This is a genomic window from Corynebacterium frankenforstense, assembly GCF_030211955.1.
GTDB lineage: Bacteria > Actinomycetota > Actinomycetes > Mycobacteriales > Mycobacteriaceae > Corynebacterium > Corynebacterium frankenforstense_A.
On record NZ_JASODI010000007.1, the window covers coordinates 61,326 to 86,182 of the forward strand.

Consider the following 24,857-nt stretch of genomic DNA (forward strand, 5'->3'; position numbering starts at 1 on the left):
TAGGCCCGTCCACGGCTAGCCGTCGCGTCGGGCGGTGGATACGTGATCCACGCTTTGACAGTCAGGTTAAGGTAAAAGGGGTAATATTTTGAAACAAGTTTGGAATTTGGGCATCGAGGGCCGAAGGGGCCTTTTCGCAATACTGCTGCTGTTCGCTGCCGTCGCCGGCGTAGTCACTGCAACGCAGCCGTTCCTCACCGGCAAGGTGCTGGATGTAGTCGCGAGCAACGACCCCTCTCGAACGCGGACGGTGATCGTTCTACTTGTATGCGTCTTTTTGGCTGACGTGTTTCTTCAAGTCGTTTGTACCTTCCTGAAGGCGCAGCTGGGGGGATCGTTCGCGCAGAATCTGAGGCGCGAAAGTTTGAAAAAATTCGGTTCGAGCCAGATTCTGGGCAAAGGTGCGCTGGAGGGTGCGGACGTTCAGAACCGTACGCTCGCGGATACGGCCTTGGTTGCGGCGCCTTCCATCAACATCCTGCCTGACGCTATTCGGAGCCTGGTGCTGGTCCTCGGTTGTGTGGTCGGTATGGTGGTGCTCTTGCCGGGTACCTTCTTCATTTTGCTTGGAGCCATCGCCGTTTGCGCGGCGTGCGCGTTCCTCGTGGGCAAATGGATCAAGGCTACGACCTACGATGTGCGCAAGACGTCGTCAGCCTACGCAGAGACGATCCTCAACTTCATCACCGGCATCAAGGTCCTGAAATCCCGGAACCTGGTGGGCTGGGCGCTCGGTCGGTGTGAATCCGATTCGGAGAAATTGCGCAAGTCGGGCATTAAGGCGGATATCGCCAACGGGATGCTGATGCCAACCTTGAACATCGGTACTCAGTTGGCTTTGGTGCTGTCGATTGCCCTCGTGACTACCGCGATGTTTACCGGTAAGGCTAGTGCCGGTGAAGGCACTGCATTTCTGATGTTCCTGCTCTACGCCATTTCTCCCTTGGTGGAACTGGGGCTGGCCATCGCTAGTTGGAACGCTGCCCAGGCCTCGAGCGGGCGCCTGCAGGAGCTGTGGTCTGTGCAGCAGGAAACTTCCGGGAACGTAGTTCTTGAAGCCGAGGGAGAAGCAAGCCTGGAACTCCGTGATCTGAATTATCGGTTCCCTGAGGCGGAGGGCTACCTTTTTGAAGACTTCAACCTGAAACTTGATCACCCCGGCCTGTATCTGCTGCGCGGCCCGAATGGATCGGGTAAATCGACCCTTCTGGAGATCGCCAACGGTCTGCTTCCCTCCTCGGAGATGGTCTTCGTCGACGGAACGGACAGCGAGGAAATCGACAAGAGCTCCTTGCGCACGAACGTCCTCCTTGTCGACCAATACCGCGAACCTATTAAGGGCACCCTGCGGGACAACATCGGGGCCGGACTTCGAATCTCGGATGAGGAGCGCCTGGAGGCTTTGCGCAAGTCCGGCTTCGCGAATCACTTTTCCGACCTCGATATGCGTGTCGGCGGGGCCGGCGTCCAACTGTCCGGTGGACAGAGATCGCTGTTGGCCTTGGCCGACGCGTTCGCACGGAATCCGAAAATCCTTTTACTCGACGAGGTGATGGCGGGCGTCGACCGGTCTACCGCTGAGGACGTGCGAGACGCGATCGAGGATTTTGCCGCGGACCACATCGTCGTGGCCGTCGCGCACGACGATTCGTTGGATAGGGTGGCTGCGCGATCGATCAGCATGGAAGAATGCAGCCGATAACCGCATGAATCTAAAGGTGTAGGAGGAATCGAAGTGATCGAATTCCAGTCTGTTTGCAAGAATTTCGGCGAGCGCAGGGTGCTGAACGACCTGAGTTTCCGGGTCGATGCCGGTGAAATCGTCTGCCTACTGGCAGCTAACGGCGGCGGGAAAACTACTGCGATGCGGATAGCTATGGGTTTGATAAGTTCAGTCAACGGGAGAGTGATCCTCGGGGAGAAGACCTCTACTCTCGGTCGAGTGCGTGGCATCGGCTACATGCCCGAGGAGCGTGGTCTCTTCGACGAGGAGAAGGTGCGCCCTCAACTCGAGTATTTGGCGGAATTGCACAAGGTTCCGCGCGGGGATATCAGCGAAAGAGTCTCGGCTACGCTGGAGCTTTTAGGCGCCACCGAGTACGCGGAGACGAAAGTCAAAAACCTGTCGCTCGGGAACAAGCAGCGCGTCCAGCTGGCCGCAGCAATCGTCCACGACCCCGACATCCTGATTCTGGACGAGCCGTTTTCCGGTCTCGACCCGATAGGCGTCGACGGGCTGTTGAAGATTTTTGCCATGTTCGCGCAGCGAAAGAAGACGGTGCTCTTTAGCTCACATCAGCTTGACGTGGTTGATCGCGTAGCGGACAAAATCGTTCTGATGCAGCTAGGCGCGATAACTTTCGAGGGCAACGCGGATGAACTTCGAGGCCTTTCTAATTCCAATCGGATTAAGTTGATCGTTGAATTTGAGAACGGTCGAAGCTTTTCGGATGTTGATTTCTCTCGCTGTGCCGGCGTAACCGACGTCGAGATCGTCGGAAACCAGGTGGAGATGAAAACGTCGGTTGCGAGCCTTCCTCTGAAGACCATCCTGGAGTCCGGGCTTCTCGCGTCTGAGATTGTTGATATCGCCAGGGAGAAGGGCTCCCTGTCGAGTTCAGTGGCCGAGATATTCAGCTCGTCCGACAGACGGACAGGCGATTAGATCCTGGAGAAGCATGCAGCGGCTCCGCCCAGAATATTAGATTGAGTTTCGCTGTCGAGAAGGAGTAGTTGACGGTGGGTTTAAATATAGATGGTCAGTCGATCCGTACGGTCGCGTTACGAGAAGCTCGTCTCGCGTTGGCCAGTCCCGCGGTACTGTCGGTACTGGCGTTGATCATTGTCGGCATGATCGGGTTGGTAATTTTCACTGAACGGAAGGTGGGATCGGTCGATAGTGGTGACGCTGCTGATTTGTTTTTGAGTTGTTTTATTTTGGTCGCGACTTCGATCGTGATCATGATGAACACGACCCTCGTCGGTGCCTCGATTTGTGACGAGAAGGATAAGCGGGTAACCGAGATTCTTCTCTCGGCCGTGAATCCGGCAGAACTGTTCCTGGGTAAAGTTCTTGGTGCGGGCTTTGTCGGTATTATTCAAGTCGCCGTCGCGTGGTTGGCGGTGGTGGTTTCACTGGGCGCTTCAGGCCTGGTTGATTTTGCGGACATGAACTGGTCGATAGCGGCTATCCTTCTGCTGTCGATGGGCGTCGCATATTTCGCTTTCACGGGACTTTTCGCCTTCGTAGGCGCGATGGTGTCTAAGAACGACCAGTACACCGCGGCCCAGCTTCCTGTGTTGATTGTCCTCTTCGGGGCTATGGCGGTTCCGTTTGCTCCGATGCTGGGATGGGGATCCTTTGGCGAAGGGTGGGTTCAGAATATTTCCTGGATTCCTCCCCTTTCGATGGCTGGCGGGCCTATGGAGTACTTTTTCGGTGATGGCCGGGTCTGGCTGTTGGTGGTGTCACTCTTGGGGCTGTTCGCGTTCGCCTGTGTGACGCTTAAGGTGGCCGAGGTTCAATATCGGCGGCGGGTGTTGACCTAGTAGCGTCTTTTTGGGGGATTTTTCGCCGGAAACGGGCTTGGTCTCCGAGGGGTACGCCGCCGTCGTCCTCGCAACGGGCCGGGGTCGGATGACTGTGTTCCCCCCCGTGCCGTTCCCCTGAAGAGGCACGATCGCTGCAGGGCAAGCTTTTGTGTCGGCGATTTGTGTACCCCCGTGTGGGGGTGTTCTCTAAATTGCCGTGAAGGTCGGTAAGCCCGATGTTATTCTTCAGTGGCCCTCAATCATCACTTCTGCCGTAGCGATCGGTTTCATCTTTTAGAAAGGATCTTTATCTTGTCTCCTTACTTCAACGCGTGTCTTACTTTCATGGTGGTCCTCATGATCGCCGGTGTGGGTCTCGATGCATTCGATTCGACGAAGGGTATCGTTGGCGTCGTGATCGGCTCTCTCGGTGCCGCGGTTCTGGTTTATTTTCTTTCGAAGAAGGCTTAGGCGAGCACCGCTGGCTTCTCGCGGAGTGCTTTAATTTCTATCCGTAGGCGCGCTCCTCGTTTTGGCGCACGCCGATGGGGCTTTACTTATCGGCGGCCTAGGGCTACCTCGTTCCCGCGTATTTGGGCGGTTCCGGTTAGCTCCTTTGTCTTGTGGAGGGGTAACGGTGTTCGACTCCGGCGGGCCCGCATGATTTTGAGACGCGTCGTGCGGACGGGAAACAGGCCCTCGAGGTTTTGTCAGGTTTGTCGAGAGGTGAGGGTCGTCGAGCCGCGTCACAATTGATTGGTCGGTCTATATCTGCGAGTGGGTGTGTTTTAAGTGACGAGCTCTGCGGTCGTGGTCGGTTCGGGTCCCAACGGGCTCGCTGCCGCGGTGGCCCTCGCCGATGCGGGTGTGCGGGTAACCCTGTTGGAGTCTGCCGAGTCGGTCGGTGGCGGTCTCCGGAGCGGGGACTTCCTCGTCGACGGGGTGACTCACGATATCTGCTCCGCCGCTCATCCGATGTTGCAGGCGAGCCCTTTTTTCCACCGTTATCGCGACCGGCTATCGGGCCTGGGGCTCAGCTTCGCTTCTCCCGACTACGACATGGTCCATGTTCTCGACGACGCAAGATCGGCGACGCTCTTTTCGGATCTCGATCAGATGCACCGGGGGATTCCTGACAGGGGAGACGCAGAGAGATGGCGTAGCGGCTGCGAGCGACTTTCGGCGAACGCGGACGCTGTCGCCGGGGATTTTCTGCGGCCCGTTTTCGGCGTGCCGTCTTCTCCCCGTTCATTCGCGGAATTCGGCCTAAAGGCGGCCCTGCCAGCGTCGTGGACCTGGCGTAGGTACAGCTCCGACGAAGCTCGCGCGTTGTTCGCCGGCATTGCGGCCCACGCGTTCACGCCGCTGTCCTGGCCCGGTTCCTCGGCTCCGGGCTTTCTGATCGCGGTGGTCGGACATCGGTACGGTTGGCCCGTTGCGGTCGGCGGCTCACAATCGATCGCCGATGCCATGCTGCGGTTGTTCTTGAGTTTGGGCGGGGAGTTTGTCCCAGGAACTCTCGTTGAGTCTTACGAGGAGATCCAGGACGCGGACGTCGTCATGCTGGACACCTCGGTGGAAGCCGCGAGGAAGATTCTGGGCCCGCGCCTCCCTTCGCGCGTCGAGCGGGCGTGGTCGCGTTTCAGGCGAGGTCCTGGTGTCGCGAAGGTCGACTACGTGATCGACGGTGATGTGCCGTGGATCAGTGAACCTGCGCGATCCGCCGGTACCGTTCACCTGGGGGGTAGAGCTGAAGAGGTTGCGGCAGCTGAATCGGAGTGTTGGAAGGGGAGGCTGCCGGACAGCCCCTTCACCCTCGTGGGCCAGCAGTATTTGGCGGACCCGTCTCGGTCGTACGTGGGGGGCGGACGGCGTCTGAACCCGTTGTGGTCGTATTCCCATGTGCCGGCAGGCTGGGGCGGCGATGAGAAGGCTTGTTTTGAGCTGGTGACAAGCCAAATCGAGCGGTATGCCCCGGGTTTCAGGGATACCATCGTGGAGTTTAAAGCGAGCCCTCCTTCGAGGGTCGAGGAGTACAACCCGAATAATATCGGCGGGGACATATCCGGCGGTGCCAACGACCTGGTTCAGTTGATAAAGCGCCCCAGGGTTTCCTCGGATCCCTATTTCACCGGGGTACCGGGCGTGTTCTTGTGCTCTTCTTCTACGGCCCCGGGGGCCGGCGTGCACTTCATGTGTGGCGCAAATGCCGCCCGCGGTGCGTTGAAGCATCTGCATCTGGCCTGACAGGAGCGTTCCGTTCGTGATCCGGGCGGTCTAGGGCAGCGACGTCTCTTGGTCGTGTCGCCGACGCGCGGGTGTGAGGTCGTGTCGCAGCGTCGAGGTGCGGTGTCGCGGAGGTGGGTTTGCGCCTCGAGCTCCGAACGCGTCGGTATTTCAGGCCCGCTCGGCGGTGTAGCCGGCCTCCTCGACGGCGGCGAGTACGTCGGCGTCGGCGACCTCGGTGTCGGCGGTAACGGTCAGGTGGCCGTCGGTGCGCGAGACGTCCACGGCGGTCACGCCGGTGAGCTCGCCGACCTCCTCGCGCACGGCGTTCTCGCAGTGCTCGCAGGTCATGCCGGTGACGGTGTAGTTCTGGGTGGCCATGGGGATCCTTTCCGGGTGAGGGGCCGATTACTTTCTCCACCTGTGGACTATACCCCCTGGGGGTATGTCTCGCCACGGGGAGGGGCGCACCGAGGGGCGCGGCGCGACGTCGGCAATTGAAAGGGCGTCAGCCCTGCATGGGCCAGGAGGTGGTCACCCCGGAGGCGTCGCGCCCGCGGGACTCGAGGTAGGTGCGGAACTCGGTCTGGATCTCGTGGTAGCCCACGGCCTGGAACTCCATGAGCTCCTCGGCGTCCATCTCGACCAGGTCGGGCCAGATACGCACCTGCTTCCAGGCGATGCGCGCGGCGGCCAGCGCGTCCGAGGTCGCCTCGTGGGCGTTGTCGATGCGCACCCCGTAGTGCTCGCACAGGTCGGAGAGCCGACGGCGGCCCTTGCGGTAGCGGTCCTTGATCTTGTCGATGACGAACGGGTCGTAGACCGTGCCGGTGACCGTGAAGTCCCCGGTCAGGTGGCGCAGCACCGTCAGGTCGTAGGTGGCGTTGTAGACGATGAGGTTCAGCCCGTCGCGCCAGCCGTCCTGGATCGTCTCGACGGTCTCGGCGAGCACCTCGTCGTGGGGACGGCCGTGCTCGCGGGCGTACTCGGTGGTGATGCCGTGGACCTTCTGCGCGCCCTCGGGGATCTCGACGCCGGGGTCGGCGAGGATCTCGCTGGGGTGGGCGCCGGAGGAGTCGATGCGCACCATGGCGGAGGTGACAATGCGCGCCTCGTGGGGGTTCGCCGAGGTGGTCTCCAGGTCGAAGGAGAGCATGGCCGCCGGGTCGAAGTTCGTCATGTCGCCCACCCTAGCGGGCGGGTGCGACAGAGCCCGCGGCGCGGCGCAGGGCACGCGTCGGGCGGCGCGGCCCGGTGTGCCCGCGCGGCTAGACTCGGTGCCCGTGACTGAGACAGACACCGACATCCGCGCGACCTGGCAGCGGCTCGCCGACGAGGTGCGCCGGCACCGCGAGCTCTACTACAACGAGCAACCGGAGATCCCGGACGCCGACTTCGACGCGCTGTTCCGCCGCCTGCAGGAGCTCGAGGCCGACCACCCCGAGCTCGCCGTGCCGGACAGTCCGACCATGCAGGTCGGCGCGCCGACGCCCACCGACGGCACCTTCGCCGACGTCGAGCACCCCGAGCAGATGTACTCGCTGGACAACGTCTTCTCCGCCGAGGAGCTCGACGACTGGCTCACCCGCACCCCGGCGGAGACCTACCTGACCGAGTTGAAGATCGACGGGCTGTCGATCGACGTGATCTACCGCGACGGCGTGCTCGAGCGCGCCGCCACCCGCGGCGACGGCCGCGTCGGCGAGGAGATCACCGCCAACGCCCGCGTGATCGAGGACATCCCGCACGAGCTGGCCGCCACCGGGGAGTTCCCGGTGCCGGCGATGGTGGAGATCCGCGGCGAGGTCTTCATCGCCGTCGAGGACTTCGCCGAGATCAACGCCGAGCGTGTCGCCCGGGAGAAGAAGCCCTTCGCCAACCCGCGTAACGCGGCGGCCGGCTCGCTGCGCCAGAAGAACCCGGAGGAGGTGCGCAAGCGCCGCTTGCGCATGATCTGCCACGGCATCGGCGCGCGCGAGGGCTTCGCGCCTGAGTCCCAGCACGAGGCCTACCGGGCGCTCGAGGCCTGGGGGCTGCCCGTCTCGCCGTACACGCGCCCCGTGCACTCGCACGAGGAGGTCCAGGAGCGGGTGGCCTACTGGGCCGACCACCGCCACGACGCCCTGCACGAGATGGACGGCCTGGTGGTCAAGGTCGACTCCTTGGCTGAGCAGCGCTCCTACGGGGCGACCAGCCGCGCGCCGCGATGGGCGATCGCCTACAAGTACCCGCCCGAGGAGGTCACCACCGAGCTGCTCGACGTCCGCGTCGGCGTGGGCCGCACCGGGCGGGTGACCCCCTTCGCCGTGATGAAACCGGTCAAGGTCGCCGGCTCCACGGTCGCGATGGCCACCCTGCACAACCAGACCGAGGTGCGCCGCAAGGGCGTGCTCATCGGCGACACCGTGGTCATCCGCAAGGCCGGCGAGGTCATCCCCGAGGTCCTCGGGCCCGTCGCCGACCGCCGCGACGGCACCGAGCGCGCCTTCGTCTTCCCCACGCTGTGCCCGGCCTGCGGCACGCGCCTGGCCCCGCAGAAGGAGGACGACGCCGACTGGCGCTGCCCGAACACCAGGCACTGCCCGGCGCAGCTCTCCGCGCGCCTGGAGTACCTGGCTGGACGCGGCGCCTTCGACATCGAGGCGCTCGGCGAGCGCGGCGCCCAGGACCTGATCCGCAACGCCGTGATCGCCGACGAGTCCGAGCTCTTCGACCTCGACGAGGAGGCCCTGAAGCGCTCGCAGGTCTACACGAAGAACGACGGCTCGGTGAACGCGCAGGGCGAGAAGCTGCTGAGGAACCTCGCGACCGCGCGCGGGACCGACCTGTGGCGCGTCATCGTCGCGCTGTCCATCCGCCACGTCGGCCCCACCGCCGCGCGCGCCCTGGCTTCGCGCCTGCACTCGCTGACGGCGATTGACGACGCCGCGGTGGAGGCGTTGGCGCAGATCGACGGCGTGGGCGGGGTGATCGCCCAGAGCGTGAAGGACTGGTTCGCCGTCGACTGGCACCGCCGCATCGTCGAGGCGTGGGCCGCGGCCGGGGTCACCGTCGAGGAGGAGCCAGCCGAGACCGCCGAGCAGACCCTCGAGGGCCTGACCGTGGTGGTCACCGGCACCCTGGAGAACTACTCCCGCGACTCCGCCAAGGAGGCCATCATCTCCCGCGGCGGCAAGGCGGCGGGCTCGGTGTCGAAGAAGACCGACTTCGTCGTCGCCGGGCCCGGTGCGGGCTCGAAGGAGACCAAGGCGCGCGAACTGGGCGTGCCGGTCCTCGACGAGGCCGGCTTCGAGAGGCTGCTCGCCGGCGGCGCCGAGGCCGTGGCCGGGGCCGGGGAGGCCGTGGCGGAGGACGCCGAGGCCGGGAGCGAGTAGCCGGGCCGCCTAGTCGGCGGCCGAGAGGATCGCGCCGCAGACCTTGGCCAGGTGGCCGAGCTGGCTGACCTCGCCGGCCAGGTAGTCGGGGCCTGCGGTGCGCGCGACCACGACCACGAAGTCGGTGCCCGGCAGGGGAGCTGCCGCCAGCACGGAGTCGAGCAGTGACCAGGTCTCCGGGATCCAGTCCTCGGTGTCGGGGTTGAGGATGCGCGGCGCGCTGACCGGGATCGACTCGTGTGCCCGCCCGTCGTCGGCGGGCGCCGCCTGCGAGGCGGCCACCCGGGTCACCGGCGCGCTCGCGCGCAGCACCAGCGCCCAGGTCGAGCTCATCGAGCGCGGCAGCACGCCCACGAGCACCTCGAGGGCGCGCCGCGGATTGTCGGCGTGCTCGGCGACCTCGGAAAGCATCACGATCTGCCCGCGGCGGTCCACCCGGCCCGCGAACGGACGGATCGAGTCGACCAGCACCCCCTCGGCGTCCTGCGCGGCGGAGACGATGACGTCGGCCATCACGTCCTTGGGGACCGTCACCACGATGTCGTCCATGACGGTGCCGTCGGGAAGCGTCTCGACGACGTCCACCGAGTTGATGTTGGCGCCGGAGCGGCCGAGCGAGCGGGCGAGCTCGCCGAGGCTGCCGGGCTCGTCGGGGAGGAGCACGCGGATCAGGTAGGACATGGGGTCGACCTTTCGGTCTGTCCCGGGCGCGGGCGCGCCGGGACGCACAGATAAGAGGAATCGTTCGGCCCCCGATCATAACGGAGCGCCCGGCGCCCCGGCGGGATTTGTCCACGGCCTGTCCCGGCACCGGCGGCGGGGTGCATTAGGATGGCCAGGGTCAGAAAGGGACCGGCGCGGCCGGTCAGTCGAGCGAAGGATGGGATTGCACGTGCCTGACATTTCCCGCGAGGAGGTCGCCCACCTGGCGAAGCTCTCGCAGCTGGCGCTGAGTGACGAGGAGATCGAGCACTTCGCCACCCAGATCGACCAGATCGTCGAGACCGTCTCCAAGGTGCGCCAGGTCGACACCGAGGGCGTGGAGCCGATGAGCCACCCCCAGTCGATCACCACCGCGATGCGCCCCGACGAGGTCAAGCCCTCGTTGACGGCCGAGCAGGCCGTCGACCAGGCGCCCAACGCCGAGGACGAGCAGTTCGTCGTCCCGCAGATCCTGGGGGAGGAGTAGTCAGATGAGCGAAGCGACCAACCTGACCGCCATGACCGCCGCCGAGCTGGCGGAGAAGATCCACAACCGCGAGGTCTCCTCGCGTGAGGTCACCCAGGCCCACCTCGACCGCATCGCCGAGGTCGACGGGGACATCCACGCCTTCCTGCACGTCGGCTCCGAGGCCGCCCTGGCCGCCGCCGACGCGGTGGACAAGGCCCTGGACGCCGGCCAGAAGCCGGCCTCCCCGCTGGCCGGTGTGCCGCTGGCCCTCAAGGACAACCTGGTGACCACGGACGCGCCGACCACGGCCGGCTCGAAGATGCTCGACGGCTACCTGAGCCCCTACGACGCCACCGTGACCGCGCGCCTGCGCGCCGCGGGCATCCCGATCCTGGGCAAGACCAACATGGACGAGTTCGCCATGGGCTCGTCGACGGAGAACTCGGCCTACGGCCCGACGAAGAACCCGCAGGACACCACCCGTACCCCGGGCGGCTCCGGCGGCGGCACCGCGGCGGCCCTGGCCGCCAACGAGGCTCCGATCGGCATCGGCTCGGACACCGGCGGCTCGGTGCGCCAGCCGGCGGCCCTGACCGAGACCGTGGGCGTCAAGCCCACCTACGGCCAGGTCTCCCGCTACGGCCTGATCGCCTGCGCCTCCTCGCTGGACCAGGTCGGCCCGGCCGCGCGCTCGGTGCTCGACGCCGCGCTGCTGCACGAGGTCATCGCCGGCCACGACCCGATGGACGCCACCAGCGTCGACCGTGCGGTCCCGGACGTCGTCGCCGCGGCCCACCAGGGCGCGAACGGCGACCTGAAGGGCGTCAAGGTCGGTGTGGTCGCCCAGCTCAACGGCGGCGAGGGCTTCCAGCCCGGCGTGGTGGAGAGCTACCGCGCCGCGCTCAAGCAGCTCGAGGGCCAGGGCGCCGAGCTCATCGAGGTCGACTGCCCGCGCTTCGCGGACGCGCTCAACGCCTACTACCTGATCATGCCGTGCGAGGTCTCCTCGAACCTGGCGCGCTTCGACGGCATGCGCTACGGCCACCGCGGCGGCGACGACGGGCGCCACTCGGCGGCCGAGGTCATGGCCATCTCGCGTGCCGAGGGCTTCGGCCCCGAGGTCAAGCGCCGCATCATGCTGGGCACCTACGCGCTGTCGGTGGGCTACTACGACGCCTACTACCTGCAGGCCCAGCGCGTGCGCACCCTGGTCGCCCGGGACTTCGCCCGCGCCTACGGGCAGGTCGACGTCCTGGCCACCCCGACCACCCCGACCACCGCCTTCAAGCTGGGCGAGAAGGTCGAGGACCCGCTGGAGATGTACGCCTTCGACCTGTGCACCCTGCCGCTGAACCTCGCCGGCCAGGCGGGCATGTCGCTGCCGGGCGACCGTGCCTCCGACACCGGCCTGCCGGTCGGCCTGCAGCTGATGACCCCGGCCTTCGCCGACGACCGCCTCTACCGCGTCGGCGCCGCCTTCGAGGCCGGCCGCAAGTAAGAGATTGCCGACGTCGCGCGTGACCCCGGGGAGCACACCCCGGGGTCGTCGCGTACCCGGCGTGTGTGCGGCGCGTCCGGCGGCCGGCCGGGCCCCACGGGCGCTTTCTAATTTGTGAGGGTAGGGTGGCCTTCCAATCGAAAGGAGGCTCCCGTGAGCGAGACCCAGTCCCAGGCGAGGGCCCAGGCGCCGCGGCCGGGCGGTGCCGGCCGGAGAAGGAAGAGCAGGCGCGCGACACCGGCGACGGTGACCGGGCGCGAGCGCCTCTCGCCGGAGATGATCCGGCTGAGCTGCGCACCTACACGCTGCGCAAGATCGACACCGACAACGGTGCCTTCGACATCGACTTCGTCGTCCACGGCGCGGACGGGGTGGCCGGGCCCTGGGCCGAGCGCGCCGAGATCGGTGAGGTCATCCCCTTCGCAGGCCCCGGAGGGACCTGGGCGCCGCGCCCCGGCGCGGCGCGTCATGTCTTCGTCGGGGACGAATCCGCACTGCCGGCGGTGGCGGCGGGCGTCGGAAATCTCTCCGACGAAGACGTGGCGGATGTCTTCCTGGAGGTCTCCGGTGAAGACACCCACGTTGCCCTGCCGGTGAGAGAATCTGTGCGCGTGCACTGGGTGCACCGCGGCGACGCCACGCCCGGCACCCGCCTGGTCGAGGCCGTGCGCGCCGCCGGCGCCGACGCGGGCGAGGACTGCGAGTGGTTCGTGCACGGGGTCGCCGAAATGGTGCGTGAAATGCGCAGATTCCTCTTCGTCGACGCCGGCGTGCCGCGCGGGCGGGTGAGCATTTCCGGCTACTGGCGCCTCGGCATGGTCGAGGACGAGTGGCAGGCCTCCAAGCGCGAGTTCACCGCCGCGGCCGAGGCCGCCGAGGCGGCGGGCGTGCCGGGCAACCGTTAGACTGTGAGCCATGCGTATTGCCACTCTCACCTCCGGCGGTGACTGCCCCGGACTCAACGCCGTCATCCGCGGAATCGTGCGTACGGCCAACTCCGAGTTCGGGTCCACGGTCGTCGGCTACGAGGACGGCTGGGTCGGCCTGCTCGAGGACCGGCGCGTCCAGCTCTACGACGACGAGTTCATCGACCGCCTCCTGCTGCGTGGGGGCACCATCCTGGGCACCGGCCGTCTGCACCCGGACAAGTTCAAGGCCGGCATCGACCAGATCAAGGCGAACCTCGCGGACGCCGGCATCGACGCGCTGATCCCGATCGGCGGCGAGGGCACGCTCAAGGGCGCGCAGTGGCTCGCCCAGAACGGTATCCCCGTCGTCGGCGTGCCGAAGACGATCGACAACGACGTCAACGGCACCGACTTCACCTTCGGCTTCGACACCGCCGTGGCCGTGGCCACCGACGCCGTCGACCGCCTGCACACCACGGCCGAGTCGCACAACCGCGTGATGATCGTCGAGGTCATGGGCCGTCACGTCGGCTGGATCGCGCTGCACGCCGGCATGGCCGGCGGCGCGCACTACACGATCATCCCCGAGGTGCCCTTCGACATCGCGGACGTGTGCAAGGCCATGGAGCGTCGCTTCCAGCTCGGCGAGAAGTACGGCATCATCGTCGTGGCCGAGGGCGCGCTGCCCGCCGAGGGCACCATGGAGCTGCGCGAGGGCGAGATCGACCAGTTCGGCCACAAGACCTTCACAGGCATCGGCCAGCAGGTCGCCGACGAGATCCACAAGCGCCTCGGCCACGACGTGCGCACCACCGTGCTGGGCCACATCCAGCGCGGCGGCACCCCGACCGCCTTCGACCGCGTGCTGGCGACCCGCTACGGCGTCGGCGCGGTTCGTGCGGTCGAGGCCGGGCAGTTCGGCAAAACCGTCGCTCTGCACGGCGAGAACATCGAGCTGGTCGACCTCGAGGAGGCCGTCGGCCACCTGAAGAAGGTGCCCGAGGAGCGCTACCGCACCGCCCAGGCGATGTTCGGCTGAGTGGCTGAGCTGATTGGCTGATCCGGATCAGCGGCCGGCGGAGCAGGACCCGAAGACGCCGGAAGAAGGGGCCTCGGGTAGAGGTGACTCAGGGCGTGCCCGCTCGCGCAGGCGTGGCCGCGGCCGCCGGGGGAGACGCGGTCGTGGGCGCGGCCGGGCTTCGGTGACTCCGGAGAACGGGGGTCGCGGGTGGCCCGGGGCGCGGAAGTCGGATTCGCGCACGTCTGATCCGCAGCGCTCCGGGCGTCGGAAGCCCGAGCGGGCCCGGGGATCCGGGGATAAGCCCCAGGCCGGCGAGCTGCACGGCGGCTCGCGCGGGCGCGGGGGAGTCAAGAGACGCACCCCCGTGCCGGAGGCCACCAGCGGCGTGCCCGAGGAGGCCCTGCCCGTCGCGCTCACCGGAGGGCCCGCCGAGGGCCCGGAGGGCACCGTCTACTCCGTCTCTGCCGGCTTTGCGGTGGGCCGTAACCGCCGCGGCAAGGTCGAGATGCGCTTTAGCGCCGTCACGCTGATCGACGGCGACGAGTGGTGGTGGTCCACCCGGCGCGTGTGCGACCCCTCGCCCTACCGCTTCCGGCGCGGGCGCCGGCTCAACGTGCTGCGCATCGACGAGTGGCGCAGTTCGCGCAAGCGCCGCCGCGACGGCGAGCCGATCTGGGCGAGCCTGACGTCGATCCTGGCCGAGTGGACCCGGGCGTGCGACCAGCTGCGCGCCATGGGGCTGCGCGTCCACCAGATCGTGGGCAACCTGCTCTACGGCTACACCATCGCCACCCCGGGCGCACTCGAGCGCGGCCGGGCCGCCGCACCGGCCCTCGCGCTGGCGGTTGCCCGCATGCCCGAGCAGGACCGGAGCCTGAGCGCCCTGAGCGGAGGGCGACGCCCGCGCGGGGCGGCCGGCAAGGTCACCTACGACGAGTGGGGCTACCCCGTGGGCGTGACCGGCCTGGAGGAGCGCTACGAGGGCCGCGTGGTCGCCGCCGTGGACGCATCGCTGCTCGACGAGGGCAGCCCGCAGGCCATCTTCGGCGCGGTGGTCAACTCCGAGGGCTGGTGCCGGGTCAAGCAGTTCCCGCACGCGCGCACCAGCAACCGCGCCGAGAAGGAGGCGCTCAGCTGGGCGCTGACCGTCATGCGGCGCCGCTCCGGCACATCCGCCCCGCTGCTGCTGGCCGACAGCGCGGACACGGTGGCCACCACCGCCCCGCCCAAGGGCACCCGCGGCAAGGCCGTCGTTCGCTGGGTGCCCGGGCACCTGGGCCACCCGCTCAACGAGGGCGCCCACCACCTCGCCTTCGGGGCCAACCGGGCGTTCCTGCTCGGCCGCCTCGACGAGTTCCACCGCGAGATCCGCCCCCTGATCGCCGCCGAGGCCAAGCGCCAGTGGCGCCGCTACCGTCAGGGCCAGCCGGTCTCGGTGACGCCCTACCGGAAAATCCTGGAGCGCGCGGGCCTGGTCGAGAAGAACTGAGACCCGCGGGCGCCGGACAGCAGCCTGCCCGACCGGGCATCGCCCGCACCGCAGCGGGGGTGGCCCACCCCCGCTGTACCTTGGGCCGGCAAAATTGTTTTAGACCAGGGGAAACGGCCGCGTGTTGAACAATGACCGCCCAGGTCACCGGGGTCGAAAATTCCGGAAACGCACAGCGCGGAATTAACATCGGCACATGGCTACTCGGAACAGACCAAGCGAGGATCGCGCGGCCTACGTCGCCGCGCTCGGCTTTCCCGTCCTCGTCATTATCGGGGGTCTGGTCGGCTTCGCCTTCCCCGAGGCCGCCCGCACCCTGGCTCCGGCGACGAACTACCTGCTCGGCGTGATCATGTTCGGCATGGGGCTGACCATGCGCGGCGTGGACTTCATCCTCGTCGCCCGCCGCCCCCTCCCGGTGCTCATCGGCGTGGTGGCGCAGTTCGTCATCATGCCCGCCGTCGCCGTGATCGTCGTCCACCTGCTTGGTCTGCCCGCTGAGATCGCCGCCGGCGTCATCCTCGTCGGATGCGCCCCCGGCGGCACCTCCTCCAACGTCGTCAGCTACCTCTCCCGCGGCGACGTCGCCCTCTCGGTGACCATGACCAGTGTGTCTACGCTGCTCGCCCCGGTCTTCACCCCGCTTCTGACCCTGTGGCTGGCCGGTCTGTACATGCCGGTCGACGCCGGCAAGATGGCCTGGTCCATCGTCCAGGTCGTCCTCGTGCCCGTCGTGCTCGGCCTGGTCGTGCGCAAGCTCGCCGGCGGACTCGTCGAGCGCGTCCTGCCCGCGATGCCGTGGGTCTCCGTCGCCGCGATCTCGACCATCGTCGCCATCGTGGTGGCCGGTTCGCGCGACGCGATCACCACTGCCGGGCTGACCGTGCTCCTCGCCGTCGTGCTGCACAACGGCCTGGGCTACCTGCTCGGCTGGGCCACCGGCCGTCTCACCGGCCAGCCCGAGCGCGCCCGGAGAACCATGGCCATCGAGGTCGGCATGCAGAACTCCGGTCTGGCCGCCGGCCTGGCCGCGCAGTACATGAGCCCGCTCTCCGCACTGCCCGCCGCCGTCTTCTCCGTCTGGCACAACCTGTCCGGCGCGCTCGTGGCCGCACTGTGCCGCCGCGTCGACCACGACCACGCCGCGCACACCCCGGCGGAGACCGAGGCGCAGCCCGCGCCCGTCGTCGCCGACTGACCCGTTGAATTTCCGACGCCGCGCCTGCCTCGGGCGCGGCGTTTTCCTTGCGCGCCTGCCCTGCCTGCGGCGGGCGCGGGGTGCGGGGGCGGGGTACCGCCTCAGCCCAGGTTACGCAGGGCCCGGCCGGTGGCCCCGGCCGCGAAGAGCCAGTTGGCGGCGAGCAGCACCAGGGCGATCACGGAGTAGACTTCCCAACCGGCCGCGCCGGTGACCAGGGCGAGCTGGTGGCTGCCCATCACGCAGGTGCCCACCGGGAAGGTCAGGCCCCACCAGTTGGGGTGGAAGTCCATCCCGTGGCGCAGCCCGCGGGCCACGGTCACGTGCGCGTAAGTCCCCAGGACGACGGCGAGGGTGAGCATCACGGTGCCCCAGACCAGCGCCGGGCCGTGCCAGGCGTCGTGGACGGCCGAGATGTGCTGGGCGGCGAAGGTGGACTGCCCGCAGACACCCAGGGGTATGAACGCGGTGCACGAGGCGCCCACCGGCGGAAAGCCCGGCAGCGTGCGCGCGTAGACCACCGCGAACAGCGGTAGGGCCACGCCCGCGGCCACGATGAAGCAGATCACCGCGACCACGCCCATGAAGGCGGGGAAGACGGTGTGCTCGGCCAGCCCCGCCGCCGCGGCCGCGGAGACCATCGGGGTCACCGGCACCAGGCCGTGGGCGAAGACCGGCGGCTGCATTCTCCTGAAGTTGATCGCGATGAGCGCCAGGAAGCCGAAGCCGACCGCCGTGCCCCCGACCCAGCAGGCGAAGTCGACCCACCAAGCCCAGCGGTGGTCGATGATCAGCCCGGTGGCCTGGCCGAGCGCCATGACGCCCATGCCGAGCATCCCCCAGGAGGACAGCGCGGCCGGGGCGAGGTCCTCGGCCAGCTCGTGCGGGCGGCGGGCCAGCCGCCAGCCGAACCCGCCGAGGAGCACCACGGCCACGACCCAGGCGAGCACGAGCACCGGCCAGGCGATCACGGGAAGCCCGTGGGCGTAGGTGGCGGAGGCGAGGATCGAGGTGCCCATGAGCATGCCGAACCATGCGGGGCCTACGGCGGGAAGGTGCATGCCGACCAGTATCTGCACGTGGCGCAGGAATTGGAACGAATGAAATTTTGGGCACCCACAAGCACCCCTTGTGGCTAGACTGCCTGGCATGCTTGACGCCATCCCGGACCTGCGCTCGCTGGCCGTGCTCGTCGCCGTGGCCGACGAGGGTTCCTTCGGCGCCGCCGCGCGCCGGCTGGACACCAGCCAGCAGGCCGTCTCCGAGCGGGTGCGCCGCGCCGAGGCGGCCTGCCGGCTCACCCTCTTCCACCGCACGCCCACCGGCGCGTACCCCACCCCGGTGGGCGCGGACATCATCCGCCAGGCCCGCCGGGTGCTCGAGTCCGCCCGTGAGCTCGCCGAGGTCACCGAGGCCCAGCGCGACCCCGACCACGCCATCGCGCACGTCGCCGCCTCGCAGACCGTGCTCGACCACTACATCCCACGCTGGCTCGCCGCCGCGGGGTCCGGCCACCCCGGGCTGCGCTTCCGGGTCGACGGCGGTAACTCGCGCGCGGTGGCCGAGGCCGTCGCCCGCGGCGAGACCACGCTCGGCTTCATCGAGTCGCTCAGCGTGCCGGCCTCGGCCGCCGGCGAGCTGACCGTCGCCGTGGTCACCGTCGACGAGCTCGTGCTCGCCGTGCCCGCCGGGCACCCCTGGGCCGGGGGAGAGGTGGACCGCGAGACGGTGCGGGCCACCCCGCTGATCGTGCGCGAGACCGGCTCCGGCAGCCGCGAGGTCGCCGAGACCCGCCTGGGGCCCCTGGTGCCGCCGCGCGCAGAGCTGGCCGAGCAGGCCGCGCTGCCCGCGGCCGTGCGCGCGTTGGGCAGCCCGGGCATCGTGCCGGCCGCCGCGCTGTCCGGGGCGGCTGACCTGCGGGCCGTGCGCGTCGACGGGGTGGCCATGACCCGTCCGATCCGTGCGGTGTGGCGCCGGGGCGGGCGCCCGCGCGGCGCGGTGGCGCTGCTTCTCGACGCCGCGCGCACCGTGCGGTGACCGGGCGCTAGACTGTGTGACCATGACTGCCGCGATGTATGACCTGATGGACTTCGACGAGGTCCTGGAGACCTTCGATCCCGTGATGGGCCTGGAGGTCCACGTCGAGCTGGCCACCGAGACCAAGATGTTCTCGGCCTCGTCCGCCCACTTCGGCGCCGCGCCGAACACCCACGTCGACCCGACCTCTCTGGGCCTGCCCGGCGCCCTGCCGGTGGTCAACGCCAAGGGCGTGGAGTGGGCCATCAAGATCGGTCTGGCGCTCAACTGCGAGATCGCCGATTCCTCGCGTTTCGCCCGGAAGAACTACTACTACCCGGACCAGCCGAAGAACTACCAGATCTCCCAGTACGACGAGCCGATCGCCCACGACGGCTACCTCGACGTCGTCCTCGACGACGGCACCGAGTGGCGCGTGGAGATCGAGCGCGCCCACATGGAGGAGGACACCGGGAAGCTGACCCACATCGGCGGCGAGGGCGGCCGCATCCGCGGCGCCACGAAGTCGCTGGTGGACTGCAACCGTGCCGGCGTGCCGCTCATCGAGATCGTCACCAAGCCCATCGAGGGCGCCGGCGAGCGCGCCCCCGAGGTCGCCCGCTGCTACGTCGCCGCCCTGCGCGACCTGGTCAAGGCCCTCGGCGTCTCCGACGCCCGCATGGACCAGGGCTCGATGCGCTGCGACGCCAACCTCTCCCTGCGCCCGATCGGCCAGGAGGAGTTCGGCACCCGCACCGAGACCAAGAACATCAACTCGCTGAAGTCCGTCGAGCAGGCCATCCGCTTCGAGATGCAGCGCCAGGCCGCCGCTATCCAGAACGGCGAGGAGATTGTCCAGGAGACCCGCCACTACCAGGAGGCCGACGGCTCGACCGCCAAGGGCCGCCCGAAGGAGACCAGCGAGGACTACCGCTACTTCAACGACCCGGACCTGCCGCCGGTCATCGCCCCGCGCGAGTGGGTCGAGGAGATCCGCGCCAGCCTGCCGGAGCTGCCCTGGGTGCGCCGCGCGCGCATCCAGGAGGAGTGGAAGCTCTCCGACGAGGAGATGCGCGACCTGGTCAACACCGGCGCGCTCGACCTCGTCGTCGAGACCGTCGAGGCCGGCGCCAGCGCCGATGAGGCCCGCTCCTGGTGGGGCTCCTACCTGACCGGCAAGGCCAACGAGGCCGGCGTCGAGCTGGCTGCCGTCGGCATGGAGCCGAAGCAGGTGGCGCGCGTGGCCGAGCTGGTCCGCGAGGGCAAGCTGACCACCAAGCTGGCCCGCCAGGCCGTCGACGGCGTCATCGCCGGCGAGGGTGACGTCGACGAGGTCGTCGCCGCCCGCGGCCTCGAGGTCGTCCGCGACGACGGCGCGATCGAGAAGGCCGTCGACGACGCCCTTGCCGCCAACCCGGACATCGTGGAGAAGTACCGCGCCGGCAACAAGAAGGTCACCGGCGCCATCGTCGGCGCCGTCATGAAGGCCACCCGCGGCAAGGCCGACCCGAAGCATGTCAACCAGCTCATCGCCAAGAAGCTGAGCTAGGCCCGAATAGCCGCCCGCCCGGCGGCCCTGGCACCGCGCGGGGGCGCCGGGTTCCCGCGTATCAGGGCGCTTTTATGTGGTCTCCGCGCGCCCGCCCGGGAGCGGCGCGTTATCAAATTGTTACAAAATTCAATATGAGTGTCGGTGTCACTGGTCACAACGGTGGATAGGCCTACCAAACCTACTCAAATCCGTGGTGTTAACTGGGTGTTTCATGGGGGCCTCGCTATGGTGAGCCAGGTTGCGCGGGAGCCCGCCGCGCCGACGACGCCTGTTTCTGTTCCCTATAGCGACCCGCGGGCGGGGTCGTACGAGGACTCTTCACCCCAGTGAACGTCAGACGCACAATCTCCATCGCACTCGCCTTCGTCGGCCTGCTGGTCGGCGCCGGCTTCGCCACCGGGGCGGAGGTGATCCAGTACTTCCTCTCGCACGGCTCCGCCGGGCTCTGGGGCGCGCTGATGGCCGGTGTGATCATGTCCGTCGCCGGTGCTGTCATCCTGCAGCTGGGCAGCTACTTCCTGGCCGACCAGCACAACCGCGTCTTCCGTAACGTCGCCCACCCGGTCGTGTCGAAGTTCCTCGACATCTCCGTGATGGTCACCCTCTTCGCCTTCGGCTTCGTCATGCTCGCCGGCGCCGGCTCCAACGTGGAGCAGCAGTTCGGCATCCCGGCCTGGCTCGGCTCGGGCATCATGACCGCCCTGGTGATCTTCGTCGGCATGTTCGACGTCGACAAGGTCAGCGAGGTCATCTCCGCTATCACCCCGGCGATCATCGTCGCCGTGGTCGTCGTCTTCGTCTACACCATGTTCAACCTGCCCGGTGACTTCTCCCTCCTCAACGAGGTCGCCCTGCAGCAGGACTCGCCGATCTCGCCCTGGTGGCTCTCGGCCCTGAACTACTGCGGCCTCGCCCTGATCCTGGGCGTGTCGATGTGCCTGGTCATCGGCGGCAACTACGCCTCCCCGAAGGAGGCCGGCGTCGGCGGGCTGTCCGGCGGCATCCTCTACATGGTCCTGATGCTCATGGCCGCGTCCTCGCTGTACCTGAACATGGCCGCCGTCGGCGACTCCGACGTGCCCATGCTCGCGATGTTCGAGAACATGCACCCGATCGCCGGCTTCCTGATGTCGCTGGTCATCTTCGCGATGATCTTCAACACCTGCATCGGCATGTTCTACGCGCTGGGCAAGCGCATCACCGTCGGCCAGGAGAACCGCTACCGGCCGTACTACATCGTGCTCTGCCTGATCGGCTACGTGGTCAGCTTCGTCGGCTTCGACTCTCTGATGAGCTCCGTCTACCCGATCATCGGCTGGCTGGGCATGGCGCTCGTCGTCGTCCTGGTCGCCTGGTGGATCAAGAACCGCAAGCGCATCTACGAGGAGATCACCCGCCGCGAGCGCATCTACGAGCTCGCCTACAACCGCGAGCACCCCGACGAGGAGTTCAGCCGCGCAGACGCCAGGGAGCTCGACGAGGCACTGGACGATTCCTCGGTCACGTCCGACTCCCTGCGCGAGACCATCGTCGTCGAGGTCGCGGACGACCTGCTCAACGACGACGAGGTCGACTACGAGCCGGAGGGCAAGGTCGCCCAACTGCTCGACGAGTCCGAGAAGTCCGACTTCTCGCTCGAGGACTCCGGGAAGGCCGACGCTGAGGCAGACGCTGACACCACGGCAGAGACCACCACCGACGGCGCGGGGACCGGCGATGACGGCTCGCACGCCGTCGGCAATAAGTAGCGCAACCTCGCGCCGGGCAGTCACCGGCACGCAGACGGTGACGCCGCGGGCGTCGGGAATCGATCGGATTCCCGGCGCCCGTTTCCGCTTTCCGACGCCGCGCGTGGAGACGTCGACAGGAAGTGCGCAGACGGGGACAATGGGTCCCATGACCTATCAACCGAGAAGTGACCGCTACGACGACATGCCCTACCGCCGGGTGGGCCGCTCCGGGCTGAAGCTGCCCGCGGTCTCGCTGGGCTTCTGGCACAACTTCGGCGACGACAAGCCGCTGTACCGCCAGGCCGCCATCATGCACCGCGCCTTCGACCGCGGGGTGACCCACTTCGACCTGGCCAACAACTACGGCCCGCCCAACGGCTCGGCCGAGGAGAACGTCGGGCGCATCCTCGCCCGCGACTTCGCCGGGCACCGCGACGAGCTGATCATCTCCTCGAAGGCCGGCTGGGTGATGAATGACAGCCCCTACGGCTTCGGTGGCTCGCGCAAGTACCTGGTCAGCTCGCTGGACGCCTCGCTCAAGCGCCTCGGGCTCGACTACGTCGACATCTTCTACCACCACCGCCCGGACCCGGAGACCCCGCTGGAGGAGACCATGCGCGCGCTGCGCGACATCGTCGCCCAGGGCAAGGCGCTCTACGTGGGCATCTCCTCCTACGGGCCCGAGCTGACCCGCGAGGCCGTGGAGATCATGGAGCGCGAGGGCTGCCCGCTGACCATCCACCAGCCCAGCTACTCGATCCTGAACCGCTGGGTCGAGCAGCCCGGCGAGGCCGGCGAGAACCTGCTCGACGCGGCGGCCGGCTCCGGGCTCGGGGTCATCGCCTTCTCGCCGCTGGCACAGGGCCTGCTCACCGACCGCTACCTCGACGGGGTGCCCGCCGACTCGCGCGCGGCGGCCGGCAAGTCGCTCAGCTCCGAGATGCTCAGCGAGGACAATCTGGCGATGGTGCGCCGCCTCAACGGGATCGCGGAGAAGCGCGGGCAGACGCTGGCCCAGATGGCGATCGCCTGGATCCTGCGCGACCAGGGCGAGGCCACGGTGACCTCCGCGCTGGTGGGCGCGTCCTCGGTGAAACAGCTCGACGCGAACATCGACGCGCTGGGCAACCTCGAGTTCAGGGAGGAGGAGCTCGCCGAGATCGACGCAGCCGCCCACGACGCCGGCATCAACATCTGGGCCGGTGCGACGGCCTCGCGCACCCACCGCTGAGTCAGCGGCGGGGCCGTCACATGGTGACCAGGCGCCAGACCAGGAAGACGAGGATGACGCCGAAGGCACCGTTGAGCACCCGCCACACCCGCGGGCTGGACAGCGGCCCGGACAGCAGGCCGGCACCGTAGCCGACGCCGACGAACCACACCGCCGAGGCCCCCAGGCAGCCGGTGATGAACCACCACGCGCCCGGGTCGCCGTACTGGTGGGCGATGCCGCCGATCATGACCAGGCTGTCCAGGTAGGCCCCCGGGTTGAGCCAGGTCAGCGCGATCGCGGCGAGCATCGGCTTGAGCCAGACCGGCCGGTGGCCGGCCCCGTGCCCGGCGTCATCGCCCGCGTCGCGCGGCCCCTGCGGGGCGGGGCCCCGCTCGCGGGTGCCCACCGCGGTCGAGCCGGTGCAGTTGCCGTCGACCGTGTCGCCGCTTTCCGACGCCGCGCCGCTCACCGTCGTGCGTGAACTCACGGTGGTGCCCGTGGTCGCCGCGTACCCCTCGGCGGCGACCGCCTCCGGCTCGGCCTCCTCGACCACGGAGAGCGGCTGCTCGCGCTCCTTCTTCGGGCGCAGGCAGTCGCGGAAGGAGGTGAAGGCGAACCAGGAGAGGTAGGCCGCGCCCACCCAGCGCAGCACGTCGAGCGCGGCGGGGAAGGCCTCGGTGAGCTTGCCCACCCCCAGCACGCCGGCGACGAAGAGGACCGCGTCCGAGAAGAAGCAGACGAGGACGACGGCCGTGATGCCCTCGCGTCGGATGCCCTGCTTGATCAGCAGGATGTTCTGTGGGCCCATCGCGACGATCAGCGAGATGCCCAGCAGGAAACCGGCGAGGACGATGGAGGTCGCGGACGTGGTCATGGGCCTTAGTGTGCCGCCGGGGCACATTGAAGTCCAGGTAAGCATCTTGAACCTGGTGAAGAACTGCTTAACTGCGCAGTCCGGGCGCACCCTTTCGCGCTGGCCGGGCGGTCGCGGCGCCGCCGCCTCGGCGCCGATCTATGTCAGAGATCACACCTGTGGATGCACTAGGCTGGCTCGGGTGAACCCGACGCACCTGGAGACCCTCCTCGCACTGGTCGAGGAGGGCAGCTTCGAGGCCGCCGCCGCGGCCCTCGGCGTGACACCGTCCGCGGTCAGCCAGCGGATCAAGGCCATGGAGCGCGACGCGGGCCGCGTGCTCGTGCGCCGCACCAGCCCGGTCGGGGTGACCGACGCCGGTGAGGTGCTCGTGCAGGCCGCCCGCCGCATGGCCCTGCTGCAGGCGGAGGCCGAGTCGCAGCTCAGCGGTCGGCTCGCGCGCGTGCCGCTGTCGATGGCCGTCAACGCCGACTCGCTGGCCACCTGGTTCCGCCCCGTCTTCGCCGCCGCGGCCGCCTGGGGCGACGTCGCGCTGCGCCTTCGCGTCGAGGACGAGGCGCACACGCTCGCGCTGCTGCGCCGCGGCGACGTCATCGGGGCCGTCACCCGCGAGCCGCGGGCCGTGTCCGGCTGTGAGGTCGTCGCCCTCGGGGTGATGCGCTACCGGGCGGTGGCCACCCCGGAGCTGCGGGCGCGCTATTCCACGCACGAGGGAATGGACTGGGCGCACATGCCGGCGCTGCGCTTCGGGCCGACCGACGCGCTCCAGGACGACGACCTGACCGGCAGGCTCGGCCGGCGCGTGCCGCGGCGGCGCCGGATCAGTCACGTACCCAGCTCCGAGGCCTTCGTCGAGGCAGCCCGGGCCGGGCTCGGCTGGGCGCTTCTGCCCGAGCCGCAGGCCCGCCCGCTGCTGCTCGAGCGCGAGCTGGTCGCCCTCGACGAGCAGGTGCTCGAGGTGCCGCTGTACTGGCAGTGCTGGCGCCTCGAGTCCCGGGTGCTCGGTCAGCTGACCGACGCGGTCGTCGCCGCGGCCGCCGAGATGGACTGAGCTTG

22 protein-coding genes are annotated in these 24,857 nt (G+C 68.2%); 17 read left to right on the forward strand and 5 right to left on the reverse strand.

The window, feature by feature from the left end; genetic code table 11:
- Nucleotides 1-88 precede the first annotated feature (88 nt).
- The 5 genes from QP119_RS05070 (at nt 89) to QP119_RS05090 (ending at nt 5,778) form a co-directional block, all read left to right on the forward strand.
- Nucleotides 89-1,702 carry an ATP-binding cassette domain-containing protein gene (locus QP119_RS05070; RefSeq protein ID WP_284774109.1) on the forward strand — a complete coding sequence of 538 codons (1,614 nt, stop codon included), beginning with the start codon at nt 89-91 and terminating at the stop codon, nt 1,700-1,702.
- 33 nt (nt 1,703-1,735) lie between these two features.
- Nucleotides 1,736-2,665: an ABC transporter ATP-binding protein gene (locus QP119_RS05075; RefSeq protein WP_284774110.1), complete on the forward strand. Its 930-nt coding sequence runs from the start codon at nt 1,736-1,738 to the stop codon at nt 2,663-2,665.
- A gap of 74 nt (nt 2,666-2,739) precedes the next feature.
- Entirely contained in the window at nt 2,740-3,549 is an 810-nt protein-coding gene (locus QP119_RS05080) for an ABC transporter permease (protein WP_284774207.1), read from the forward strand.
- Nucleotides 3,550-3,843: 294 nt separating this feature from the next.
- On the forward strand, nt 3,844-4,002 hold the full coding sequence (locus QP119_RS05085) for a hypothetical protein (RefSeq protein ID WP_284774112.1): 159 nt from the start codon (nt 3,844-3,846) through the stop codon (nt 4,000-4,002).
- A 321-nt stretch (nt 4,003-4,323) separates the two neighbouring features.
- On the forward strand, nt 4,324-5,778 hold the full coding sequence (locus QP119_RS05090) for a phytoene desaturase family protein (RefSeq protein ID WP_284774113.1): 1,455 nt from the start codon (nt 4,324-4,326) through the stop codon (nt 5,776-5,778).
- Between the two features lie 150 nt (nt 5,779-5,928).
- On the opposite strand, the gene QP119_RS05095 is transcribed toward QP119_RS05090, so the two are convergent.
- Nucleotides 5,929-6,138 (reverse strand): heavy-metal-associated domain-containing protein, encoded by a 210-nt coding sequence (locus tag QP119_RS05095; protein WP_284774114.1) that lies wholly within the window; start codon nt 6,136-6,138, stop codon nt 5,929-5,931.
- A 127-nt stretch (nt 6,139-6,265) separates the two neighbouring features.
- The gene (locus tag QP119_RS05100) at nt 6,266-6,937 is read right to left on the reverse strand and encodes a 3'-5' exonuclease (RefSeq protein WP_284774116.1); all 672 of its coding nucleotides are present in this window, start codon (nt 6,935-6,937) and stop codon (nt 6,266-6,268) included.
- On the opposite strand from QP119_RS05100, the gene ligA reads away from it, so the two are divergent.
- Nucleotides 6,912-9,131 (forward strand): NAD-dependent DNA ligase LigA, encoded by a 2,220-nt coding sequence (ligA, locus tag QP119_RS05105; RefSeq protein WP_423777760.1) that lies wholly within the window; start codon nt 6,912-6,914, stop codon nt 9,129-9,131. The genes QP119_RS05100 and ligA overlap by 26 nt on opposite strands.
- A gap of 9 nt (nt 9,132-9,140) precedes the next feature.
- Here ligA and QP119_RS05110 read toward each other — a convergent pair whose 3' ends face one another.
- On the reverse strand, nt 9,141-9,812 hold the full coding sequence (locus QP119_RS05110) for an ACT domain-containing protein (protein WP_284774120.1): 672 nt from the start codon (nt 9,810-9,812) through the stop codon (nt 9,141-9,143).
- Between the two features lie 211 nt (nt 9,813-10,023).
- Between QP119_RS05110 and gatC the strand changes: the two genes are divergently transcribed.
- From gatC to QP119_RS05140, 6 genes are all read left to right on the forward strand, one after another.
- Complete coding sequence (gatC, locus tag QP119_RS05115; protein WP_075663982.1) at nt 10,024-10,320, forward strand: Asp-tRNA(Asn)/Glu-tRNA(Gln) amidotransferase subunit GatC; 297 nt, start codon at nt 10,024-10,026, stop codon at nt 10,318-10,320.
- Nucleotides 10,321-10,324: 4 nt separating this feature from the next.
- The gene (gene gatA, locus QP119_RS05120) at nt 10,325-11,800 is read left to right on the forward strand and encodes an Asp-tRNA(Asn)/Glu-tRNA(Gln) amidotransferase subunit GatA (RefSeq protein WP_284774122.1); all 1,476 of its coding nucleotides are present in this window, start codon (nt 10,325-10,327) and stop codon (nt 11,798-11,800) included.
- A gap of 125 nt (nt 11,801-11,925) precedes the next feature.
- Nucleotides 11,926-12,705 (forward strand): siderophore-interacting protein, encoded by a 780-nt coding sequence (locus tag QP119_RS05125; protein WP_336620413.1) that lies wholly within the window; start codon nt 11,926-11,928, stop codon nt 12,703-12,705.
- Nucleotides 12,706-12,715: 10 nt separating this feature from the next.
- Nucleotides 12,716-13,747 (forward strand): 6-phosphofructokinase, encoded by a 1,032-nt coding sequence (locus QP119_RS05130; protein WP_284774124.1) that lies wholly within the window; start codon nt 12,716-12,718, stop codon nt 13,745-13,747.
- A gap of 346 nt (nt 13,748-14,093) precedes the next feature.
- Entirely contained in the window at nt 14,094-15,218 is a 1,125-nt protein-coding gene (locus QP119_RS05135; RefSeq protein WP_284774126.1) for a hypothetical protein, read from the forward strand.
- Nucleotides 15,219-15,414: 196 nt separating this feature from the next.
- Complete coding sequence (locus QP119_RS05140; protein WP_284774129.1) at nt 15,415-16,416, forward strand: bile acid:sodium symporter family protein; 1,002 nt, start codon at nt 15,415-15,417, stop codon at nt 16,414-16,416.
- 101 nt (nt 16,417-16,517) lie between these two features.
- Here QP119_RS05140 and QP119_RS05145 read toward each other — a convergent pair whose 3' ends face one another.
- A complete protein-coding gene (locus QP119_RS05145; RefSeq protein ID WP_284774131.1) occupies nt 16,518-17,477 on the reverse strand; it encodes a hypothetical protein in 960 nt (319 codons plus the stop codon).
- 88 nt (nt 17,478-17,565) lie between these two features.
- Between QP119_RS05145 and QP119_RS05150 the strand changes: the two genes are divergently transcribed.
- The 4 genes from QP119_RS05150 to QP119_RS05165 all read left to right on the forward strand — a co-directional run bounded on the left by QP119_RS05150 (nt 17,566) and on the right by QP119_RS05165 (nt 22,945).
- Complete coding sequence (locus tag QP119_RS05150) at nt 17,566-18,453, forward strand: LysR family transcriptional regulator (RefSeq protein ID WP_284774133.1); 888 nt, start codon at nt 17,566-17,568, stop codon at nt 18,451-18,453.
- A 22-nt stretch (nt 18,454-18,475) separates the two neighbouring features.
- Nucleotides 18,476-19,981 (forward strand): Asp-tRNA(Asn)/Glu-tRNA(Gln) amidotransferase subunit GatB, encoded by a 1,506-nt coding sequence (gatB, locus tag QP119_RS05155; protein WP_284774136.1) that lies wholly within the window; start codon nt 18,476-18,478, stop codon nt 19,979-19,981.
- A gap of 329 nt (nt 19,982-20,310) precedes the next feature.
- Nucleotides 20,311-21,732, forward strand: a complete 1,422-nt coding sequence (locus QP119_RS05160; RefSeq protein ID WP_284774138.1) for a YkvI family membrane protein — start codon at nt 20,311-20,313, stop codon at nt 21,730-21,732.
- Between the two features lie 139 nt (nt 21,733-21,871).
- Nucleotides 21,872-22,945, forward strand: a complete 1,074-nt coding sequence (locus tag QP119_RS05165; RefSeq protein WP_284774140.1) for an aldo/keto reductase — start codon at nt 21,872-21,874, stop codon at nt 22,943-22,945.
- A gap of 16 nt (nt 22,946-22,961) precedes the next feature.
- On the opposite strand, the gene QP119_RS05170 is transcribed toward QP119_RS05165, so the two are convergent.
- Complete coding sequence (locus tag QP119_RS05170; protein ID WP_284774141.1) at nt 22,962-23,801, reverse strand: LysE/ArgO family amino acid transporter; 840 nt, start codon at nt 23,799-23,801, stop codon at nt 22,962-22,964.
- Nucleotides 23,802-23,982: 181 nt separating this feature from the next.
- On the opposite strand from QP119_RS05170, the gene QP119_RS05175 reads away from it, so the two are divergent.
- Complete coding sequence (locus tag QP119_RS05175; RefSeq protein ID WP_284774143.1) at nt 23,983-24,852, forward strand: LysR family transcriptional regulator ArgP; 870 nt, start codon at nt 23,983-23,985, stop codon at nt 24,850-24,852.
- Nucleotides 24,853-24,857: the final 5 nt, after the last annotated feature.

Bases quoted from the DNA above. Each gene is read 5' to 3' on its own strand.
- QP119_RS05145 (WP_284774131.1), bottom strand. From the start codon at position 17,477: ATGCACCTTCCCGCCGTAGGCCCCGCATGGTTCGGCATGCTCATGGGC.
- QP119_RS05130 (WP_284774124.1), top strand. From the start codon at position 12,716: ATGCGTATTGCCACTCTCACCTCCGGCGGTGACTGCCCCGGACTCAAC.
- QP119_RS05095 (WP_284774114.1), bottom strand. From the start codon at position 6,138: ATGGCCACCCAGAACTACACCGTCACCGGCATGACCTGCGAGCACTGC.
- QP119_RS05140 (WP_284774129.1), top strand. From the start codon at position 15,415: ATGGCTACTCGGAACAGACCAAGCGAGGATCGCGCGGCCTACGTCGCC.
- QP119_RS05110 (WP_284774120.1), bottom strand. From the start codon at position 9,812: ATGTCCTACCTGATCCGCGTGCTCCTCCCCGACGAGCCCGGCAGCCTC.
- QP119_RS05150 (WP_284774133.1), top strand. From the start codon at position 17,566: ATGCTTGACGCCATCCCGGACCTGCGCTCGCTGGCCGTGCTCGTCGCC.
- gatB (WP_284774136.1), top strand. From the start codon at position 18,476: ATGACTGCCGCGATGTATGACCTGATGGACTTCGACGAGGTCCTGGAG.
- QP119_RS05100 (WP_284774116.1), bottom strand. From the start codon at position 6,937: ATGACGAACTTCGACCCGGCGGCCATGCTCTCCTTCGACCTGGAGACC.
- QP119_RS05165 (WP_284774140.1), top strand. From the start codon at position 21,872: ATGGGTCCCATGACCTATCAACCGAGAAGTGACCGCTACGACGACATG.
- QP119_RS05170 (WP_284774141.1), bottom strand. From the start codon at position 23,801: ATGACCACGTCCGCGACCTCCATCGTCCTCGCCGGTTTCCTGCTGGGC.
- ligA (WP_423777760.1), top strand. From the start codon at position 6,912: ATGGCCGCCGGGTCGAAGTTCGTCATGTCGCCCACCCTAGCGGGCGGG.
- gatA (WP_284774122.1), top strand. From the start codon at position 10,325: ATGAGCGAAGCGACCAACCTGACCGCCATGACCGCCGCCGAGCTGGCG.